The sequence below is a fragment of the Pseudoalteromonas sp. SG44-17 genome, from assembly GCF_014164235.1.
Lineage (GTDB): Bacteria > Pseudomonadota > Gammaproteobacteria > Enterobacterales > Alteromonadaceae > Pseudoalteromonas > Pseudoalteromonas rhizosphaerae.
On record NZ_JACJEV010000003.1, the window covers coordinates 259,659 to 276,512 of the forward strand.

The 16,854-nt window shown below is 39.9% G+C and carries 14 protein-coding genes; 4 read left to right on the forward strand and 10 right to left on the reverse strand.

Annotation, left to right across the window (positions count from 1 at the left end):
• Positions 1 to 94 precede the first annotated feature (94 nt).
• The 7 genes from H5182_RS04020 to H5182_RS04050 form a co-directional block, all read right to left on the reverse strand.
• Positions 95 to 487 carry a diacylglycerol kinase gene (locus H5182_RS04020; protein WP_145241304.1) on the reverse strand — a complete coding sequence of 131 codons (393 nt, stop codon included), beginning with the start codon at positions 485 to 487 and terminating at the stop codon, positions 95 to 97.
• 29 nt (positions 488 to 516) lie between these two features.
• Entirely contained in the window at positions 517 to 2,220 is a 1,704-nt protein-coding gene (locus H5182_RS04025) for a ShlB/FhaC/HecB family hemolysin secretion/activation protein (protein ID WP_182759576.1), read from the reverse strand.
• A complete protein-coding gene (locus H5182_RS04030; protein ID WP_182759577.1) occupies positions 2,217 to 3,896 on the reverse strand; it encodes a phosphoethanolamine transferase in 1,680 nt (559 codons plus the stop codon). Before H5182_RS04030 ends, H5182_RS04025 begins: the two co-directional genes overlap by 4 nt.
• Positions 3,897 to 4,370: 474 nt before the next feature.
• Positions 4,371 to 5,663, reverse strand: a complete 1,293-nt coding sequence (locus tag H5182_RS04035; protein ID WP_182759578.1) for an ATP-binding protein — start codon at positions 5,661 to 5,663, stop codon at positions 4,371 to 4,373.
• 1 nt (position 5,664) lies between these two features.
• The gene (locus tag H5182_RS04040) at positions 5,665 to 6,354 is read right to left on the reverse strand and encodes a winged helix-turn-helix domain-containing protein (RefSeq protein WP_182731507.1); all 690 of its coding nucleotides are present in this window, start codon (positions 6,352 to 6,354) and stop codon (positions 5,665 to 5,667) included.
• A 26-nt stretch (positions 6,355 to 6,380) separates the two neighbouring features.
• Positions 6,381 to 6,812: a DUF3019 domain-containing protein gene (locus H5182_RS04045; protein WP_259398234.1), complete on the reverse strand. Its 432-nt coding sequence runs from the start codon at positions 6,810 to 6,812 to the stop codon at positions 6,381 to 6,383.
• An 11-nt stretch (positions 6,813 to 6,823) separates the two neighbouring features.
• Positions 6,824 to 7,657, reverse strand: coding sequence for a MipA/OmpV family protein (locus H5182_RS04050; protein WP_145241294.1), 834 nt, complete (start codon positions 7,655 to 7,657; stop codon positions 6,824 to 6,826).
• A gap of 458 nt (positions 7,658 to 8,115) precedes the next feature.
• On the opposite strand from H5182_RS04050, the gene H5182_RS04055 reads away from it, so the two are divergent.
• The 4 genes from H5182_RS04055 to hemL all read left to right on the forward strand — a co-directional run bounded on the left by H5182_RS04055 (position 8,116) and on the right by hemL (position 12,715).
• A complete protein-coding gene (locus H5182_RS04055; protein ID WP_145241292.1) occupies positions 8,116 to 9,798 on the forward strand; it encodes a chloride channel protein in 1,683 nt (560 codons plus the stop codon).
• 19 nt (positions 9,799 to 9,817) lie between these two features.
• Positions 9,818 to 10,252, forward strand: a complete 435-nt coding sequence (locus H5182_RS04060; RefSeq protein ID WP_145241290.1) for a CopD family protein — start codon at positions 9,818 to 9,820, stop codon at positions 10,250 to 10,252.
• A 136-nt stretch (positions 10,253 to 10,388) separates the two neighbouring features.
• Positions 10,389 to 11,405 carry an aspartate carbamoyltransferase gene (locus H5182_RS04065; RefSeq protein WP_145241288.1) on the forward strand — a complete coding sequence of 339 codons (1,017 nt, stop codon included), beginning with the start codon at positions 10,389 to 10,391 and terminating at the stop codon, positions 11,403 to 11,405.
• Between the two features lie 29 nt (positions 11,406 to 11,434).
• Positions 11,435 to 12,715 carry a glutamate-1-semialdehyde 2,1-aminomutase gene (hemL, locus tag H5182_RS04070; RefSeq protein WP_149982051.1) on the forward strand — a complete coding sequence of 427 codons (1,281 nt, stop codon included), beginning with the start codon at positions 11,435 to 11,437 and terminating at the stop codon, positions 12,713 to 12,715.
• 71 nt (positions 12,716 to 12,786) lie between these two features.
• Here hemL and mrcB read toward each other — a convergent pair whose 3' ends face one another.
• The 3 genes from mrcB to H5182_RS04085 all read right to left on the reverse strand — a co-directional run bounded on the left by mrcB (position 12,787) and on the right by H5182_RS04085 (position 16,848).
• The gene (gene mrcB / locus H5182_RS04075; RefSeq protein ID WP_182759579.1) at positions 12,787 to 15,135 is read right to left on the reverse strand and encodes a penicillin-binding protein 1B; all 2,349 of its coding nucleotides are present in this window, start codon (positions 15,133 to 15,135) and stop codon (positions 12,787 to 12,789) included.
• Between the two features lie 145 nt (positions 15,136 to 15,280).
• Entirely contained in the window at positions 15,281 to 15,442 is a 162-nt protein-coding gene (locus H5182_RS04080) for a YqaE/Pmp3 family membrane protein (RefSeq protein WP_145241282.1), read from the reverse strand.
• A gap of 176 nt (positions 15,443 to 15,618) precedes the next feature.
• Positions 15,619 to 16,848, reverse strand: coding sequence for an ammonium transporter (locus tag H5182_RS04085; protein WP_145241280.1), 1,230 nt, complete (start codon positions 16,846 to 16,848; stop codon positions 15,619 to 15,621).
• Between the last annotated feature and the right edge of the window lie 6 nt (positions 16,849 to 16,854).

A 16,854-nucleotide genomic window follows, 5' to 3' on the forward strand; every position in this document is an offset into this window, starting at 1 on the left:
CATACCAATTAAGCCTGACAACAGAATAATGGCAACGAGCACAATCAGCAGAAAAAGCGCGGTTTTAATTTACTACTTTAATACTTTTTTGGTATCAAAATGGGTAGCTATAGATGGCATAGCCCCATACGGTAGTAAATATACTTAACGATATAAATACTGCTGCTGAGCCAAGGTCTTTCGCTCGACCAATGAGTATATTGTGATCTAGCGTAACTGCATCAGCAAGCGCTTCAACAGCCGAGTTGATTATTTCGGCAAATAAAATGAACACTAAGCTACTGATCAATAAAAATAAATGACTTATCGAAGATGACAAGATGATAGCAAATGGTAGTAATATTATAGCCATTACAAACTCCTGCCTAAATGCTGATTCATATTGCCATGCAGCTATAAACCCCTTATAAGAGCAATGTGTGGCTTTAATAATTCGATTGATCCCTTTACCATTAGGCTTATTTACACTACTGATTACGTTTTTCATCGTTATTCCTAATTATAGTTAAAATGAATTTAAAGACTTTGTTTTACTTGCACCCGCCACTGCCAACTATCAACATTAGGGCCCATCGTAAGAGGTTTAATAATATCCATATGAACAACATTGCCTTCACTTGAATGAGATGAAAACAACCTTGCACCAATACCGATACTCTGTAAGGTTGTATCATTACTATTAATTGCTGGTGTTTGCCCCCACGCCTTACCGCTATCGACAAATGCTGCCCATGCAACATTAACCAACTGATATAACTCCCAATGGGGGTTATAACGCAGCTCGGCGCTTGCTGACCATAAATGCTCACCATGTTGATATTGCTCTGCATAACCACGAACTCCGGTGTCTCCACCTAAAGCAAGCGGTATATCAAGATATTGATTTTTTTCTGCTTGCCATTGCGCTTTAAAGTAACCGGCCCAACGAGGTGTTAGGTATTGATACAATTCAAACTCTGCTGCTACTTGTTGGTGATCAGGTTGCTCCCTCTGCCAATAAGCTTTGTAATTTGTAGAAAACAGCATTAGCGTGTTTTGCCATTGCATACCTTTGGATAAAATATTTTCAAGGTGAACACCTTGGCTTTCATCAGTATTTAATGAGCTAATATCTACACCTATTTTGCTTATTAACTGCCAGCCTAAATTAATATCCTCACGATGATCGATAAAGCGAATGTTAGAGAAAATCTGATAATCTGCTTGGCTATATTCCAAACCTATCCAAGGGAAGGTGAACCTTCTATCTGAAGGTAATTCGGCTAATATCGCGCTATCCAAACTTGTAAAACGATGTAACTCTTTGTTGATCCCAAAATGCATTCGCACCGCTCCTAATCGATGCTGAGTTATTAAATGCCCGAAAGCTAAAGTAGACTGCTCAACTTCATGAGAGAATTGCCATGCAAGCTCACCATTTTGATAAATACTGTCACGACGATTTTCTTTGAGTATTGACACCAAATGTTGCTGCTTAGATGATTGCTGATAAAAGGGCTTTGAATAAGCAAGGTAGGTTTTTTGTCCATCATCATTATCAGCAAATTCAAGTTCAACAGTTGATTGTTTAGGAAAACTAAGCGGCATACTAAAAGCAACTTGATAGCCTGATCGCAGGTGGTCTTTTTTATATTGCACGCCTGCATGAACCCCTAAGCCTAAGAAATTATCTTCTTTAAAACCAAAAGCATATTTATTATTGCCGGCACGACGACCAAAACTAATATAAGGTACTAGTGACCAAGTATCCCACGTTTCAACTTTAAGCTCATTTTCTTGCTGACTCTCGCAATCCTCAATCAAGCTAACTCGACTTTTACGCAAAAACGAATACTGATTAAGTATGCGCTCAGTCTCAGCAAACTGCGATCTAGAAATAACGTCAGCCTGAGCAAAAGGAAGTAGCTTTTCCACAACATGCTGTTGGGTATTAATATGTAACCAGTTAGCTAAACTGTGCAGATATAAGCTGTCTGGTTGACTCTCATCAAATACAGGATGGCTAATAAGTGTGAGCTTATCTATCGTAACAAACTCTTCACTATCAGCTTTTGACGCGCACTCAACTTCCTGACCACTTACAGTAAAGCTATTAATAAAAAACGCTATAAAGCTGGCTTTAATTCCTTGATTGATTAGCTTTTTAAATCGAGAGCTTAGCTCACTACCTATATTAAACTCACTATGGTGCAACTGTTGAGACAATTTTATAGTGTTCATTTATCGTCCCCCTTCGGCTTTAGATAAAAAAGAGGCGGGGTTACTTTAAACTCATCAGCAATGTTGGTATTAACTTCAAAAAAGGTCAGTAGAGTATTCGCAATGGTGTCATGTGAATAAGCGTCATCCTGATGTGCTTTAGTTTTTTCAATATCAATATAAGGAGCTGAAAACCAAGAAATAATAGGGATATGTGTTTGTGCATCGGGCGCAAAAGCATAAGGCATACCATGTAAATAAAGCCCGTTTTCACCAAGTGACTCACCATGATCACTGACATACAGCATAGCGGTGTTATATTGCACAGAATTGGCTTGCAGAAGCTTGATCACTTCAGCCAAAAAATAATCTGTATAGCGGATTGCATTGTCATATGCATTAATTATTTCGTGCTGACTGCACTCTGATAACTCTGCTGATTGGCAAGCAGGTGTAAAAAACTCAAACTCGTTCGGGTAACGTTTAAAATAAGCAGGCCCGTGATTACCCATTTGGTGTAAAACAATAACGGTGTCTTGGGTGTGTTGATCAACGTATTGCTGTAAATTAACCAACATGCCAACGTCACGGCATTCCACATCACATACTGTATTAACCTCTGAACTGCGATAGCTTTGATACATCAGCCTATCGGCAACACCCTTTGAGCTAGAGTTGTTGTCACGCCAGCTTACTCTCACTGAACTTGCAGCGAGTACATCAAGAACGTTTTGAGTATACTTAGCTTTGCTCACAGTAAAATCATCACGACCAAAAAATGAAAACATACAAGGTACAGACACTGCTGTTGACGTACCGCAGGAACTCACTTGGCTAAAATTAATGAGTCCCGCTTGCTTTGACATATTTGGCGTAGTGTCGCGTGAATAACCATTTAAACTGAGGTGGTCAGCCCTTACTGCTTCACCGACCACTAAAATCATTAATTTAGGTTTTCGCGTGCTGCTACTTTTAGTTATCTGTGTCGTGAGGTTGATAAACTGTTTCGAGTTTAGTGATGCGGTTTGTTCTGCTAAATAATCGAATACCGAGTAAATTGGATATAAAGGATTAGTGTAATAACGCAGCTCTTTATGTAGACGAAAAAAACTGGTGTATTGCGCACTAAACGGCGCGATAAGTATGGGGATCAACACCATAATCATGGTAATACTGATAGCCTGTTGACGCAGTCGTTGTAACCAAGTGATATTTTTCACTTGTATAAATAACAATAAAGCCGCGGGTAAAATAGCCATAAATATAACTCGACTGAACAATCCTAAATTAATTATTTCTTGTGCTTCAGCGAGGTTGGTTTCAGCAACATTTTGGATCATCGTTTTGTCAATCAGCACCCCTAATACAACGCCATAATAATCAACCATTGCAGCAATCAATAGCATCACAAACACCACGACTTTGGTGGGTAGTAAAATATTAAGAACAAACATCACGAAAAGAATAAGACTCAAAAGCAACAGACTTAACGAGATAATAAAACTCAAGTTTTCTTGCCAAGCATATAAAGCGTTGAGTTTGTCAAAGAACACTGTATTTGCCATTAAAACGATAAATACTGAGCAGCTGAGTAATAAAGTAAAAGGGGAGATAATACGTTGCTCTTTAGCTTTCCCCATGGTTTCATTTAGTGAATAAAACTTTGATAATAAATAAGTAAATGTAATTTTTTGCATCTTGTTTTTAGCCCATTCCATTGTTAGGAAATAGCTTAACCTGATGAAAAAATCAGAGCTGTATGTAGATGTTGTAACATGTACGGATGTGCGTTCAAAACTTTTAGAATGTAGCTTTATGTACAAATTTGTTGCGGTAATTTATGAGGAATAATTAACTTTGATTACGACACTCTGATACAACATCTTCTTTGCAAAGTATGCCAAAATGATGAAACTTTAAGAAGGGAAACGCCATATGTGAATTAAATAACCTGAACTTTGGTTAAGATACTTGCTAATAAATTGATTTAAAATGAATATTTTTATTCTTCAGCCGGAAGTTCTCAGGGAGAACAAGGCGAATTTACGCGTAAATAGCTCGCCTATTGTAAGTAAATTCAACGCAGTTAGCGTTGAAAATAGCTGCTGATGATAGATTTATTATCCGAAGCTCAGGTTCAGTACTTAGCAGCGATGAGTTTTTAAGTCTAATCAGTGTGATGCTCGCTTAAAAACCACCTTAAACTTAGCTCCACCTAACACTTCTGATTGACTAATAGACACTTTGCCACCATGCCATGCGGCAACTCTAACAACAATAGCTAACCCCATTCCATAACCTTGTTGAACGGTGTCGCTTTCACCTCTGGTAAACGGTTTAAATACGTGTTCGCGCATTTCTTTTGAAATGCCTGGGCCATCGTCTTCAATACACATGCTCACACTATTACATGTTTGCTGTGTTGTTATCCGCACGTACTTAGCTGCATATTGTTGTGCATTTGAAAGTAGATTATTAATTAACATTGCTAAATAATTCTCATCACCATCAATGATTATATTTTCCTTGGCTAATTTGGCTATATCCATTGCAACCGAACAAGCATCACTTGAAGTAAGGTTACACACAGCTGATTTTATCAAAGCATTTAAGTTTAGAGGCATGCGTTTAACTTTAATCATTTTCTGCTCTAAACTGGCGTAATTAAGTAAAACGGCAACGAGATTTTCCATTTCTTGAATATCTCGACTCAAATGACGGACATACTTTTCTTTGTTTTTTGGGTTATTCGTCTCGCCAAGGGCTTCAATACCAAAGCGTAATCGAGCTAATGGAGTTCGTAAATCATGTGACACCGCGTTACTTAATAATTTGTTATCCTTAATTAGAGTATTTATCTGCTCCGCCATAAAATTAAACTCATTTTCAATATCAATTATATAAGACGAATTTGAAATATTAATACGAGCAGAGAAATCACCTTCACCAAAGCGTTTTGCCGTATTTCTTAGTAGCTGTAATCGTTTAATTAAAGGGCCAAGCCAAATAAAGGCACACAGTAAAACCCCCAAATAAAATATGGTTGTTAAAATAATTTGTAGCGCGAGATTATCTTGTTGCTTGCCTTGCTGTGGGATACTGAGCGTCAATACTTGTTGCTGAGTTTGTAATAGCTTATTTACGGTGATCAACTCAGCAGATTCAAGAACCAGAGGATGGCCCTGACTGAAACTATCTCGCAAACTAATAGGTAAAGGAAATTCAGATATGGGCGTTAGTGTTAGTTGTTGCTGGTTTTGCTGTTGCCAAGCGCTTACAAATTGTGCAAGATTACCCGTTTCTTCAAGCGTATTTGCTAATGAGTTAATTATTTGCCTATAAGGGCTAAATTCATCCGTGTTTTTTTTATGCTGATACTCGTTAAAAAAACTATCTAAACCCCAGCCTAAAAATATAATTGCAGAGAGTATTACAACGACTAATGAGACGATCAGCTTCTTCACATTAGGACCAAGCGTCTGCTACAAATAAATACCCTTTACCCCACACAGTTTTGATCCTGCATGGGTTATTAGCATCATCACCAAGCTTTTTTCTTAATCTAGATACAATAATATCAACACGGCGATCAAACCCGTCATAATCAATACCACTGAGTTGATTAAACAGCTCCGCACGGCTAACAACTTGACCTGCAGATTGCGCTAGATACCAAAGTAAATCAAATTCGTTAGATGAAATTGCAACAGGCTGATCGTGTAGCCTAGTAGCACGAGAATTAGCATCAATACTCAACTGACCAATTTGTATATGATTTTCGGTTAGATTTGCAGTGTTATGATGGGTTTTTAAGCGTCGTAACAAAGCTTTAATTCGAGATAGCAATACCCGTGGTTTCACCGGTTTTGTTACATAATCATCAGCCCCTAATTCTAACCCCAAAACTTCGTCCATTTCATCATCACGGGCAGTCATCATTAAAATAGGCCCATGATAAAAGTTACGTACTTCTTTGCATACATCAAAACCATCTTTTACAGGCAACATAATATCTAACACAACAAGTTCTGGAATATCGCTTTTGATTAATTCAACCGCCATATCCCCCCGATTAACTAAAGTAACCAAATAACCATGTTCAGTTAAGTAATCACTAAACCATTCGGCCAAAGACATATCGTCTTCAACTAACATTATATGCTGAGGATTTATCTGTTCGATCAAAATAACTTCCACCTTGATTTAGGCCGTTTAGAGGATTCAAATACCCATGACACTGTAATAATAACCGTAGCGATATTGTTATTCTGTTTACTTTTTCGAAGCGCGTAGTGACGAGTTGAATCTGATTGAAAATCAAAACTGAATTCAGCATTGTTGACTTGCGTCCAACATTCTACGTTACGCAACTCAGACAGCTCGACTAAGCAATAATCGCCAAGCTCTTCTTGATGCCATTTAAAAGTAACCTGCTGATAACACGTTTGCCCTTTTCGCAGTGCAACACAACGCTTAGGTGTAACAAGTAATTCGTTTTCTTTGCGCGAATGGTTCGCTGCGTATGCACTACTCATTGCCAACTGAAACAGAAAAAATAAGCCCAAGTAAATAATAAGTTTACTCTGTAAGCTTGTTTGATTAGTTAGCGTCATTGTTTATCCACTTAAAATACATAACTAATGCTTGAACTTATACCAGTATAAAAGTCTTGTTGCTTACTAAATAGCGGGCTTTCGTTGTAACCGAATTCCGAACCAAAGAAAACTTCTGCACGCAGCAATACGTTTTCTGAAATAGGATAAGTTAAGCCTATTGATGAATCAAAATTGAGGGAGGATTTGCCGTCATATGCTGCAAAATTCGTCCTTGCAGCTTCTTCTTCTGAAACGCCATAATAATAGTCATTAAGCTTGGCTTGGCGAAACGACAGCGCGAAAATGCTATGAAAGTTCAAATTTCTTATTTGCCAGTTGCGACCAATGAGAGCTGAGGCTACAGCACCGCCATTTCTGCTCGTTAAACCTTGCTTAAGAGTCAATTGCACAACATTTTCACCAATGTAGCCCGTTAATCGACCTCCGATCATAGTGTTCACATCCCGCTCTTCTATACCTTCAAAATTAACTTGGTTTTCTTTTTTTCTTAACCCTGAGCCTGGTCCTGTTAAAATAACATCGAATGACCAGTTTTCTCTATTGTATGCGGTGTAGCCAAAAACAAGTGAATCAGGCGCTTGGTTGGCAAAATCGACAAAAAAGTTATGCCAATTATAACTTCCGATGAGTGTGATACCGATATCAAGATCTTCTTTATCATCAACATTAATAATTGAACGATTAAAAGCATTTAGTCCTAAACCGACTTCAAAAAAATTTTCAGGCTCACTGCTTTTATCGATATTTAAACCAATCTCTCTTGTTAAGTCTGCGGCATAACTAAAAGACGAAAAACAAAATAATAAAATAACGACTAGTAGGTGTTTGAGCGGTGAATACATTTACGCCGACTTCCTTATTGATTAATCACCCATCCATTATATTCTTTGATACCTAAAAAAACGTATCAAGATGCTGAGTATGTAACAAAATGTAGACTCTAAGATTACATTAGCTAAAATAAAAGTACCTAAATAATAAACAACCTAGTTAATCTAATCAATTTAAAAAATTGCTTAAGTACAATTGATAAACCTAAATTAAGCTAATAAGAAGTTTTGCTAGGAAGATGGCGGTGCAGCTATAACTGATCGATAGAGCTGCGACCTAACTTTTACTTTTAATATGACCTGTAAAATATTTTCTTTCATTACTAATATCGGGCCTCTAGTCATCACTCGGCCCACTAATTTAACCAAGAGTAAATCCTTGGTTATGTGTAGATAATTCTAAAATCAAAAGGACTTACTGTCACACTTTTGATAAACTGCCCGCTGAAATAGGTGGCGAGGAAATATGCATGTGGCTTGAAACGCTTAGGCGTCGCTTGGCAAAGCCAAAAACATCGGTGCAATTGTGCTTACTCGGCGTAAGTGCTGGACTCATTGCGGCGTTTTTGATCATTCTATTTCGCTTAACTATTCTATTTTTCCAAGGTTTGTTCCTTGAAAATCCTGACGATTTTACTACCTTACCGCCTCTTGAGCGGGTTTTAATGCCTATTATTGCTGCCTTTTTAATTGCGCTATTTGCTGCTTTGACTGGTTTTAAACATTATCGATTAGGTATTCCCTTTGTTATTCACCGTATTAAACGCCATTACGGGCAAATGCCGTTATACAACACGGTAAATCAATTTGTCGGTGGTGCACTGGCATTGATCAGTGGTTTCTCGGTTGGCCGTGAAGGGCCATCTGTACATATGGGCGCAACCGGTGCAAGTTTGCTGGCCGATAAATTACATTTGCCTCATAACGCCATGCGGACACTCAGCGGTTGCGGGGTTGCAGCTGGTATTGCCGCATCATTTAATACACCACTTGCAGCTGTTATTTTTGTGATGGAAGTGGTGCTTAGGGAATACAAAGTACATATATTTGTGCCAATAATGCTCGCTGCAGTCACTGGTGCACTGGCGACGCAGTTTGTATTTGGTGACGCATCAGAATTAGCACTGATCACAGTGACGGCATTAAGTGGCTGGCACTATCCATTTTTAATCCTGTTTGGTATGGCTTTGGGCGCGGTTGCTTATGCTTTTAACCAAAATCTAATGTTGATCATTCGTACCTTCAAACCCTTGAGTATGTTTCCACGTTTATTGCTGGCAGGTCTGATTGCTGGCGGCATTGCTTATATGGTGCCACAAGCGATGGGTTCTGGTATGAGTGCAATAACTTTGGCCGTAGAAAGCCCTGATGATGTGCAACTATTAACCACTATTTTAATTGCTAAATTACTGGCGACATTATTTGCCATTGGCTTGGGTATTCCCGGCGGGATCATTGGCCCAGTGATTGGTTTAGGCGTACTGATGGGCACTTTAATGGCCTTTTTTGCACAATTTATTAGTCCCGGCGTTGATATCTCTGGTACTTATAGCGTCTTAGGCATGGCAGGCTTATTAGCTGCCACCTTACATGCTCCACTGGCTGCTTTAACTACGGTAATGGAGTTAACCTCAAGTCCTGAAATAATCGTGCCGGCCATGTTAGTTATCTCAGCGGCATACGTCACCGCATTACAAGTATTTGGCAATCGGTCGATATTTTTACAGCAGCTCGACTTTCAAGGTTTAGCCTATCATGTCTCCCCTGCCACCGAAGCACTGCAAAAAGTCGGGGTAATGGACGAGATGGATGAAAACTTCAAACTACTCTATTCAGATGATAAAGAACAAATAGAAAGCACCTTAAATGCTGTTGATAGCCAAACCCCGTTAATTGTTTATGATCCTGAAAATGGTTATCGCCTTGCAGAATATGATTTAAGTTTAATGTCAGATCAAAATATTTCGATCAACTACATCAGCTTGCAAGGGATCAGCAGTCAAGCTACTTTGGCCGATGTGTTTGATGTATTAAAAGATAAGCGCAGCGGAGCTGTGTATATTTATAACTTACTCGATAATCAACAAATTATGGGAATAATGCGCTGGGATCAGATCCGCCACATTCTTACCATACGTAATAGCTTACTGTAACTAACAATAAGAGAACATTATGAGCGCGCTACTGATCTATAAAGCCTTACATGTATTTTTTATGATTGCCTGGTTTGCTGGCATATTTTACTTACCCCGCCTCTTTGTTTATCACGCTATGAGCGAAGAAAAGTCCTGTAACTCCATGCTCAAAGTGATGGAGCGACGGTTACTGTATTTTGTGACGCCATTTGCAGTACTAACGGCGGTGTTTGGCGTGCTGACAATTGTTGAATATGGCCGCGACTGGTTTAAATACAGCATGTGGATGCACTACAAATTAGTATTAGTGATCGTGCTATACATTTACCATGGCTATTGTTTTAAATTACTGGCGGATTTTAAACACGACCGTAATACTCGCAGCCACCGCTTTTATCGTATTTTTAACGAACTACCGGTATTAGTGCTATTAGTCATCGTATTTTTAGCTATAACTAAACCCAGCTTGTAAAATTTGCTATATACCCAAACCACTTCAAGATGCAGAAACTCGCTTCTTGAGGTGGTTTGGGTATAATATTGCGCGATTGCGTGCCCATCGAAGATGGTTAATCGCGCCCCTTTTGAATGTGATAGGAACAGCCCCCATGTTAAGTTTCCAAGGTGAAAATATTCTTTCTGTCAATCAGCTCGATCGCGACTGTATTGAACGTATTTTTGCAGTAGCCAAAAAAATGGAGCCGTATGCTAAAAAGCAAAAACGCACCAATGTATTAGAAGGCGCAATCTTAGCAAACTTATTCTTTGAGCCAAGTACCCGTACCCGCGTAAGCTTTGGTACAGCCTTTAATTTATTAGGTGGTTTGGTTCGTGAAACAACGGGGATGCAAAGCTCTGCATTAGCCAAAGGCGAGTCTTTATACGATACCGCGCGCGTTATTTCAGCTTACGCCGATGCGGTCGCTATGCGCCATCCTGATGCAGGCTCAGTGGCTGAATTTGCTACTGGCTGCTCAGTGCCGGTGATCAATGGTGGCGATGGCCCTAACGAGCACCCAACTCAAGCATTACTTGATTTATTGACAATTGAGCGTGAACTACATCGCTTCGATCAAAAAATAGATGGTATGCATATCGCCCTTGTTGGTGATTTAAAATACGGTCGTACCGTGCATTCATTATCAAAATTATTATGTCATTATAAAGATATAAAATTTTCGATGGTGGCACCTGATGGCTTACAAATGCCTAGCTATATTCTTGATGCCGTCGATAATGCGGGCCATAAAATTGAAATCGTCGATAAAATGGAAGGTAACTTAGCCGCCGATATCGTCTATCAAACCCGTATCCAAGAAGAACGCTTCCCATCGCAAGAAGAAGCCAATAAATACCGTGGTGGTTTTAGAATTAGCCAATCAATTTATAACACCCACTGCAAACCAAACTCCGTGTTAATGCACCCATTACCACGCGATAGTCGTATAGAAGCCAATGAGCTTGATAACGATTTAAACCTTAATGACAATTTAGCTATTTTCCGCCAAGTACAAAATGGCGTGTTAATTCGCATGGCGCTGTTTGCATTGACACTCGATGTTGCCGATAAAGTAGAGCAATACGAAGTTGCTGTGCCTTGGTTTAGCCGTAAACGCGATAGTTAATTTTAACGTGACAACTAATAGGATTTTTTATGACAATTAGCCAAGATTTATTTGCCCGCGCACAACAATCAATTCCCGGTGGCGTTAACTCTCCAGTACGTGCATTTAATGGCGTTGGCGGCACACCGCTATTTATTACCAAAGCCCAAGGCCCATTTACATTTGATGCTGACGGCAACCGTTATATTGATTATGTTGGCTCATGGGGCCCGATGATCATGGGTCATAATCACCCAGCTATCAAACAAGCAGTGCTTGATGCGGTAGAAAATGGCCTAAGTTACGGTGCGCCAACAGAAGCTGAAATTCTAATGGCTGAAAAAGTAAAAGAGCTAGTACCATCAATCGAAAAAGTTCGTATGGTAAGTTCTGGCACAGAAGCGACCATGAGTGCAATTCGCCTTGCTCGCGGCTTTACTGGCCGCGATAAAATTTTAAAGTTTGAAGGCTGTTACCACGGACATGCTGATTCATTATTAGTGAAAGCGGGTTCTGGCGCATTGACTATGGGCGTACCAAACTCGCCAGGTATCCCTGAAGATTTTGCCAAGCATACATTAACTGTTTCGTTTAATAACCTTGATGAAGTAAAAGCTATTTTTGCCAAATACGCTGACGAAATCGCCTGTATTATCGTAGAGCCAGTTGCTGGTAACATGAACTGTATTCCACCAGTACCAGGCTTTTTAGAAGGCCTGCGTGCAGTATGTGATGAATATAAATCAGTGCTTATTTTTGATGAAGTAATGACCGGCTTTCGCGTAGCCCTAGGTGGTGCACAAGCCTATTACAACATCATTCCAGACTTAACCTGTTTAGGTAAAGTGATTGGCGGCGGCATGCCAGTAGGCGCGTTCGGCGGTAAAACTGAGATCATGGATTACATCGCTCCTGTTGGCCCAGTTTACCAAGCAGGCACTTTATCAGGTAACCCAATTGCTATGGCTGCAGGTCTAAAATCGCTAGAGTTACTGTGCGTTGAAGGACTACATGCTGATCTTGAAGCAAAAAGTAAAGCAATCTGTGAAGGTTTTGAAGCCGCAGCAAAAGCTGCAGGCATCGCCCTAACAACTAACTATGCCGGTGGTATGTATGGCTTCTTCTTTACTGAACAAGAGAAAGTAACCACTTACCAACAAGCAACTCAGTGCGATTTAGAACGCTTTAAAAAGTTCTTTCACTTGATGCTTGAAGAAGGCGTGTATTTAGCACCATCAGCATTTGAAGCTGGTTTTGTTTGCTCTGAACACTCTGAGCAAGAAATTGCCGATACAATTGCAGCAGCAAAAAGAGCTTTTGCTAAGCTTTAAACTATTAAACATAAAAAAGCCCGCAAGGGCTTTTTTTATGTCTAAAATAAATACCTGCTCCAGTAATTACTTTACTGACAGCTAGGCCTTGGCTCAAATTCACTGGCTCTAAGTGGCAGTTGAATTACTTTACCGCAGCCCGGTGGCGCTTGCTTACCCGTTAATTCATTAATAAAAGCCCAGCGAATTGAAGGCGGACGAGTATCTGCTATTGCCTCAGGGTTGAGCGGCTTAAGATAACGAATATACGTTTCTAATGCACCAATACTGCCCGTTAAGCCTGTACTTTTATTATCATCACGACCAAGCCAAGCAACGGTTACTGTATTTTGATCAAACCCTGCATACCAACTATCACGTAGATCATTACTGGTGCCCGTTTTACCAGCCAGCTGAATTGATGGGAAATGGGCATTTAAACGTTTAGCAGTGCCATCTTTGGTGACTCGCTTCATCGCGTATTTAGTCATATAAACAGCGGCTTTATCAAAACGCGGTTCAGAACTAACTTGATGCTGATAAAGCACACGCCCAACAGAGTCGGTTAATGCCGAAATAGATGTTAATTGACGGTATTCGCCATCAGCCGCCAACGTGGTATAAAGCTGTGCGACTTCAAAGCTCGACATTTCAACGGCACCAAGCAGTAATGATGGATAATGTGATATTTGCTCTTTAGCGCCGAGTTTATTGAGTGTGTTCGCTACTTTATCAACCCCGACATCAAGTCCCAAGTTGACCGCAGGAATATTGATACTTTGACTAAACGCTTTATATAGTGGCAGCATACCGCGATATTGATGATCAAAATTCTCTGGTTGCCATACTTTGCCTTGCTCATTAGTCACTTGTACTGGCGAGTCATCTAACAAAGTAGCTAAGTTATAGTGCGGTAAACCCAAAGCTGTTAAATACACAGCCGGTTTAACTAACGAGCCTATGTTGCGCTTAGTATCAAGTACGCGGTTAAAACCTAAAAAGCGCGGATCGCGTCCCGCAACTAAAGCAGATATACCGCCTTTCTCTACATTCACTGAGATCATCGCCGCTTCAAGCTGCTCTGTCGTGGCGCGTTTTTCAAGGTAAGGTAGGCTTTTTTCAATTGCCTCTTCCATTGCCGCTTGTTTTTGGAGATCAAAATAAGTGAATACACGCACGCCCGCATCGAGTACTTCTTGGTCCGGTAGTAATTTTTTCAGCTCACGATCCACCAGCTCTAAATAACCGGGATACGATTTAGGCAAGCTGTCTTTCATAGGTGCAATATCAATTGGCCGCTTTAATGCAGCACGGTATTCGCGGGTATCAATTAATTTATTATCAACCATCAAACGTAGCACTAAATCACGACGCTCCATAGTGCGTTCAGGATAACGGCGTGGATTATAATATGAAGGGCCTTTCACCATCGCAACGAGTAGTGCAATTTGATCGAATTCAAGCTCATCAACAGGCTTAGAGAAGTAAAACTCAGAAGCTAAGCCCATGCCATGCACACCTTGGTTATACGATTGACCAAGGTATACTTCGTTTAGATAAGCTTCTAAAATTTGATCTTTTGAATAGCGATAATCTAAAATTAACGCGATCAACGCTTCGTTAAATTTACGGACCAGCGTACGATCACGGGTTAAATAAATATTTTTTGCCAGCTGCTGGGTTAACGTACTACCGCCTTGAACTGTACGCCCTGCTTTAATATTGCTGTATAAAGCCCGCATAATCGAAAACACGGATACACCGTGGTGCTGATAAAAGTTCTGATCTTCAACCACTAATAATGTATCTGTAAGCATCGGCGGGAATTTATCCAACGGCACAAACTCTCGATCTTGTTTTGAATCATTGCCTATGCGCGCAATTTGTACTGGCTCTAATCGAGCATTGTTTAAACGCCTGCCAAACTTATCTTTAATACTCGCGAGTTTTTGTCCTGCAAAGCGTAACTCAATAACCTGTGCTTGCTCTAAGCCATCATAAAATTCAAATTCACGACGGAAGATTTTAATACTATCGCCCGCTTTTACATACTGACCAGTTCGACTTAACTGATTGACCGATGAATAGTTTAGCCTATCAAGCTCCCACACCACTTCTTGGCTAGATAAGAATTGTCCTGGGTAAAAACCCATTGCTCGTGCATAAACTTGTGCTGGTAATTGCCATTTATTACCTTCAAATTGACGCGTAATTTTGGCATCTAGATAAATTAAATATAAGCCCATCGCAACAATACCAGCTAAGCTTAGTTTCCAAAAAATAGACCAGACTTTGCGACCAATTCCACGTTTTTTTATATTCGCTGCAGACGTATTTTTAGTCGAAGTTTTTTTCACCGACTTAGACGCTGTGCTTGGTGCTTTCTTTGCCGGGCGTTTTGATGGAGTTTTAGTGGAGCGGGAGTCTTTTTTATCAGCCATTGACGTTGCTATTTATTTCCAGAGTTAAATTTACAGGTGCGAGCTTAGCATATAGCCTAACACCTGCAAAATTAACCTTGACTGAAACTACTTGCCCCGAACTTTGGGCATTAAATCTTTTAACCTCAGTTGCGGTGGCTTAATTTTAGCGTGTACACAACCACAATGAGTGGATCATTGCCGGTATAAAAAATATAAAGCACAAGACAATATTAATAATCAAATCTTTACCCACACCCGCTTTCAAAAACACAGCAACAGGTGGTAAGAATATAGACAAAATAATCAGTAATAGTTTGTTATCCATGCTTAACCTTATTTGTAGTTGGACTAATTTTAAGCATAGTTACTTATTGTGATTTTTGCTGTTTTAATAAACTTTAATTAAAAAAATTTAGCCTCTGCGTAAGTACAAAAAAAGCCCTAATCTAAATTAGGGCTTTGTATTGAACACACAATGATTTTAAAACTTTTTACTTTTAATTAGTTACTACGTACCGAAACAAACTCAGGGTAAGCATCAATGCCACAATCGTGTTGATCCATACCGTTTAGTTCTTCTTCCTCTGTTACCCGGATACCCATGGTTTTCTTAAGTATTGTCCACACAATAAGTGAAGCAATAAATACAAAACCTAAGATACATACTAAGCCAATTAACTGGTTCACTAGGGTTGCATCAGTATTTGATACTGGCACTAAGAGAATACCCAAGATACCGCACACACCGTGCACTGAAATAGCACCTACAGGGTCATCAATTTTAACTTTGTCTAGTGCTACAATGCTAAACACCACTAATGAACCACCTAAAATACCCAGTAAGCAAGCAAGTAAAGGTGACGGTGATAATGGATCAGCAGTGATAACAACCAAGCCAGCAAGCGCACCATTAAGTACCATAGTTAAATCTGCTTTACCCCACAACACTTTACAAACAAACAGTGAAGCAATGGCACCGGTTGCCGCAGCAGCGTTAGTATTTAACAATATTTTACCTACTGCAGTCGCGTTTTCAGCATCAGAGATAAGTAATTGTGAACCACCATTAAAGCCGAACCAACCCATCCATAAAATAAATGTACCTAATGTAGCCAATGGTAAGTTAGAGCCTGGAATTGGATAAATTTCACCATTTTTACCATATTTTCCTTTGCGAGCGCCGAGCATTAATACACCGGCAAGTGCTGCAGCAGCGCCTGTGCCGTGAACAATGGCAGAGCCTGCAAAATCAACAAAACCCATTTCAGATAAGAAACCGCCGCCCCATGTCCAGTAACCTTCAACTGGGTAGATAAAACCAGTTAACACTACGGCAAAGGCTAGAAAAGCCCACAACTTCATGCGTTCAGCAACCGCACCCGATACAATCGACATAGCGGTTGCAACAAATACGACTTGAAAGAAAAAGTCAGATTCTAAAGAATGATTTGCATCAGCGGCTTGGGTGCCAATAAGCCCACCTAGAGATGGAATTAAGCCTCCTTCAGCGTTGTCTACATACATAATGTTGTAGCCAACTAGTAAGAACATGGTACATGCGATGGCATAGAGCGCCACGTTCTTAGTTAAAATTTCAGTGGTATTTTTTGAACGCACTAAGCCCGCTTCGAGCATGGCAAAACCTGCTGCCATCCACATTACTAAAATACCCGACATTAAAAAATAAAATGTATCTAACGAAAACTTGAGTTCTACGATCGTGTTTTCCATAAAGCC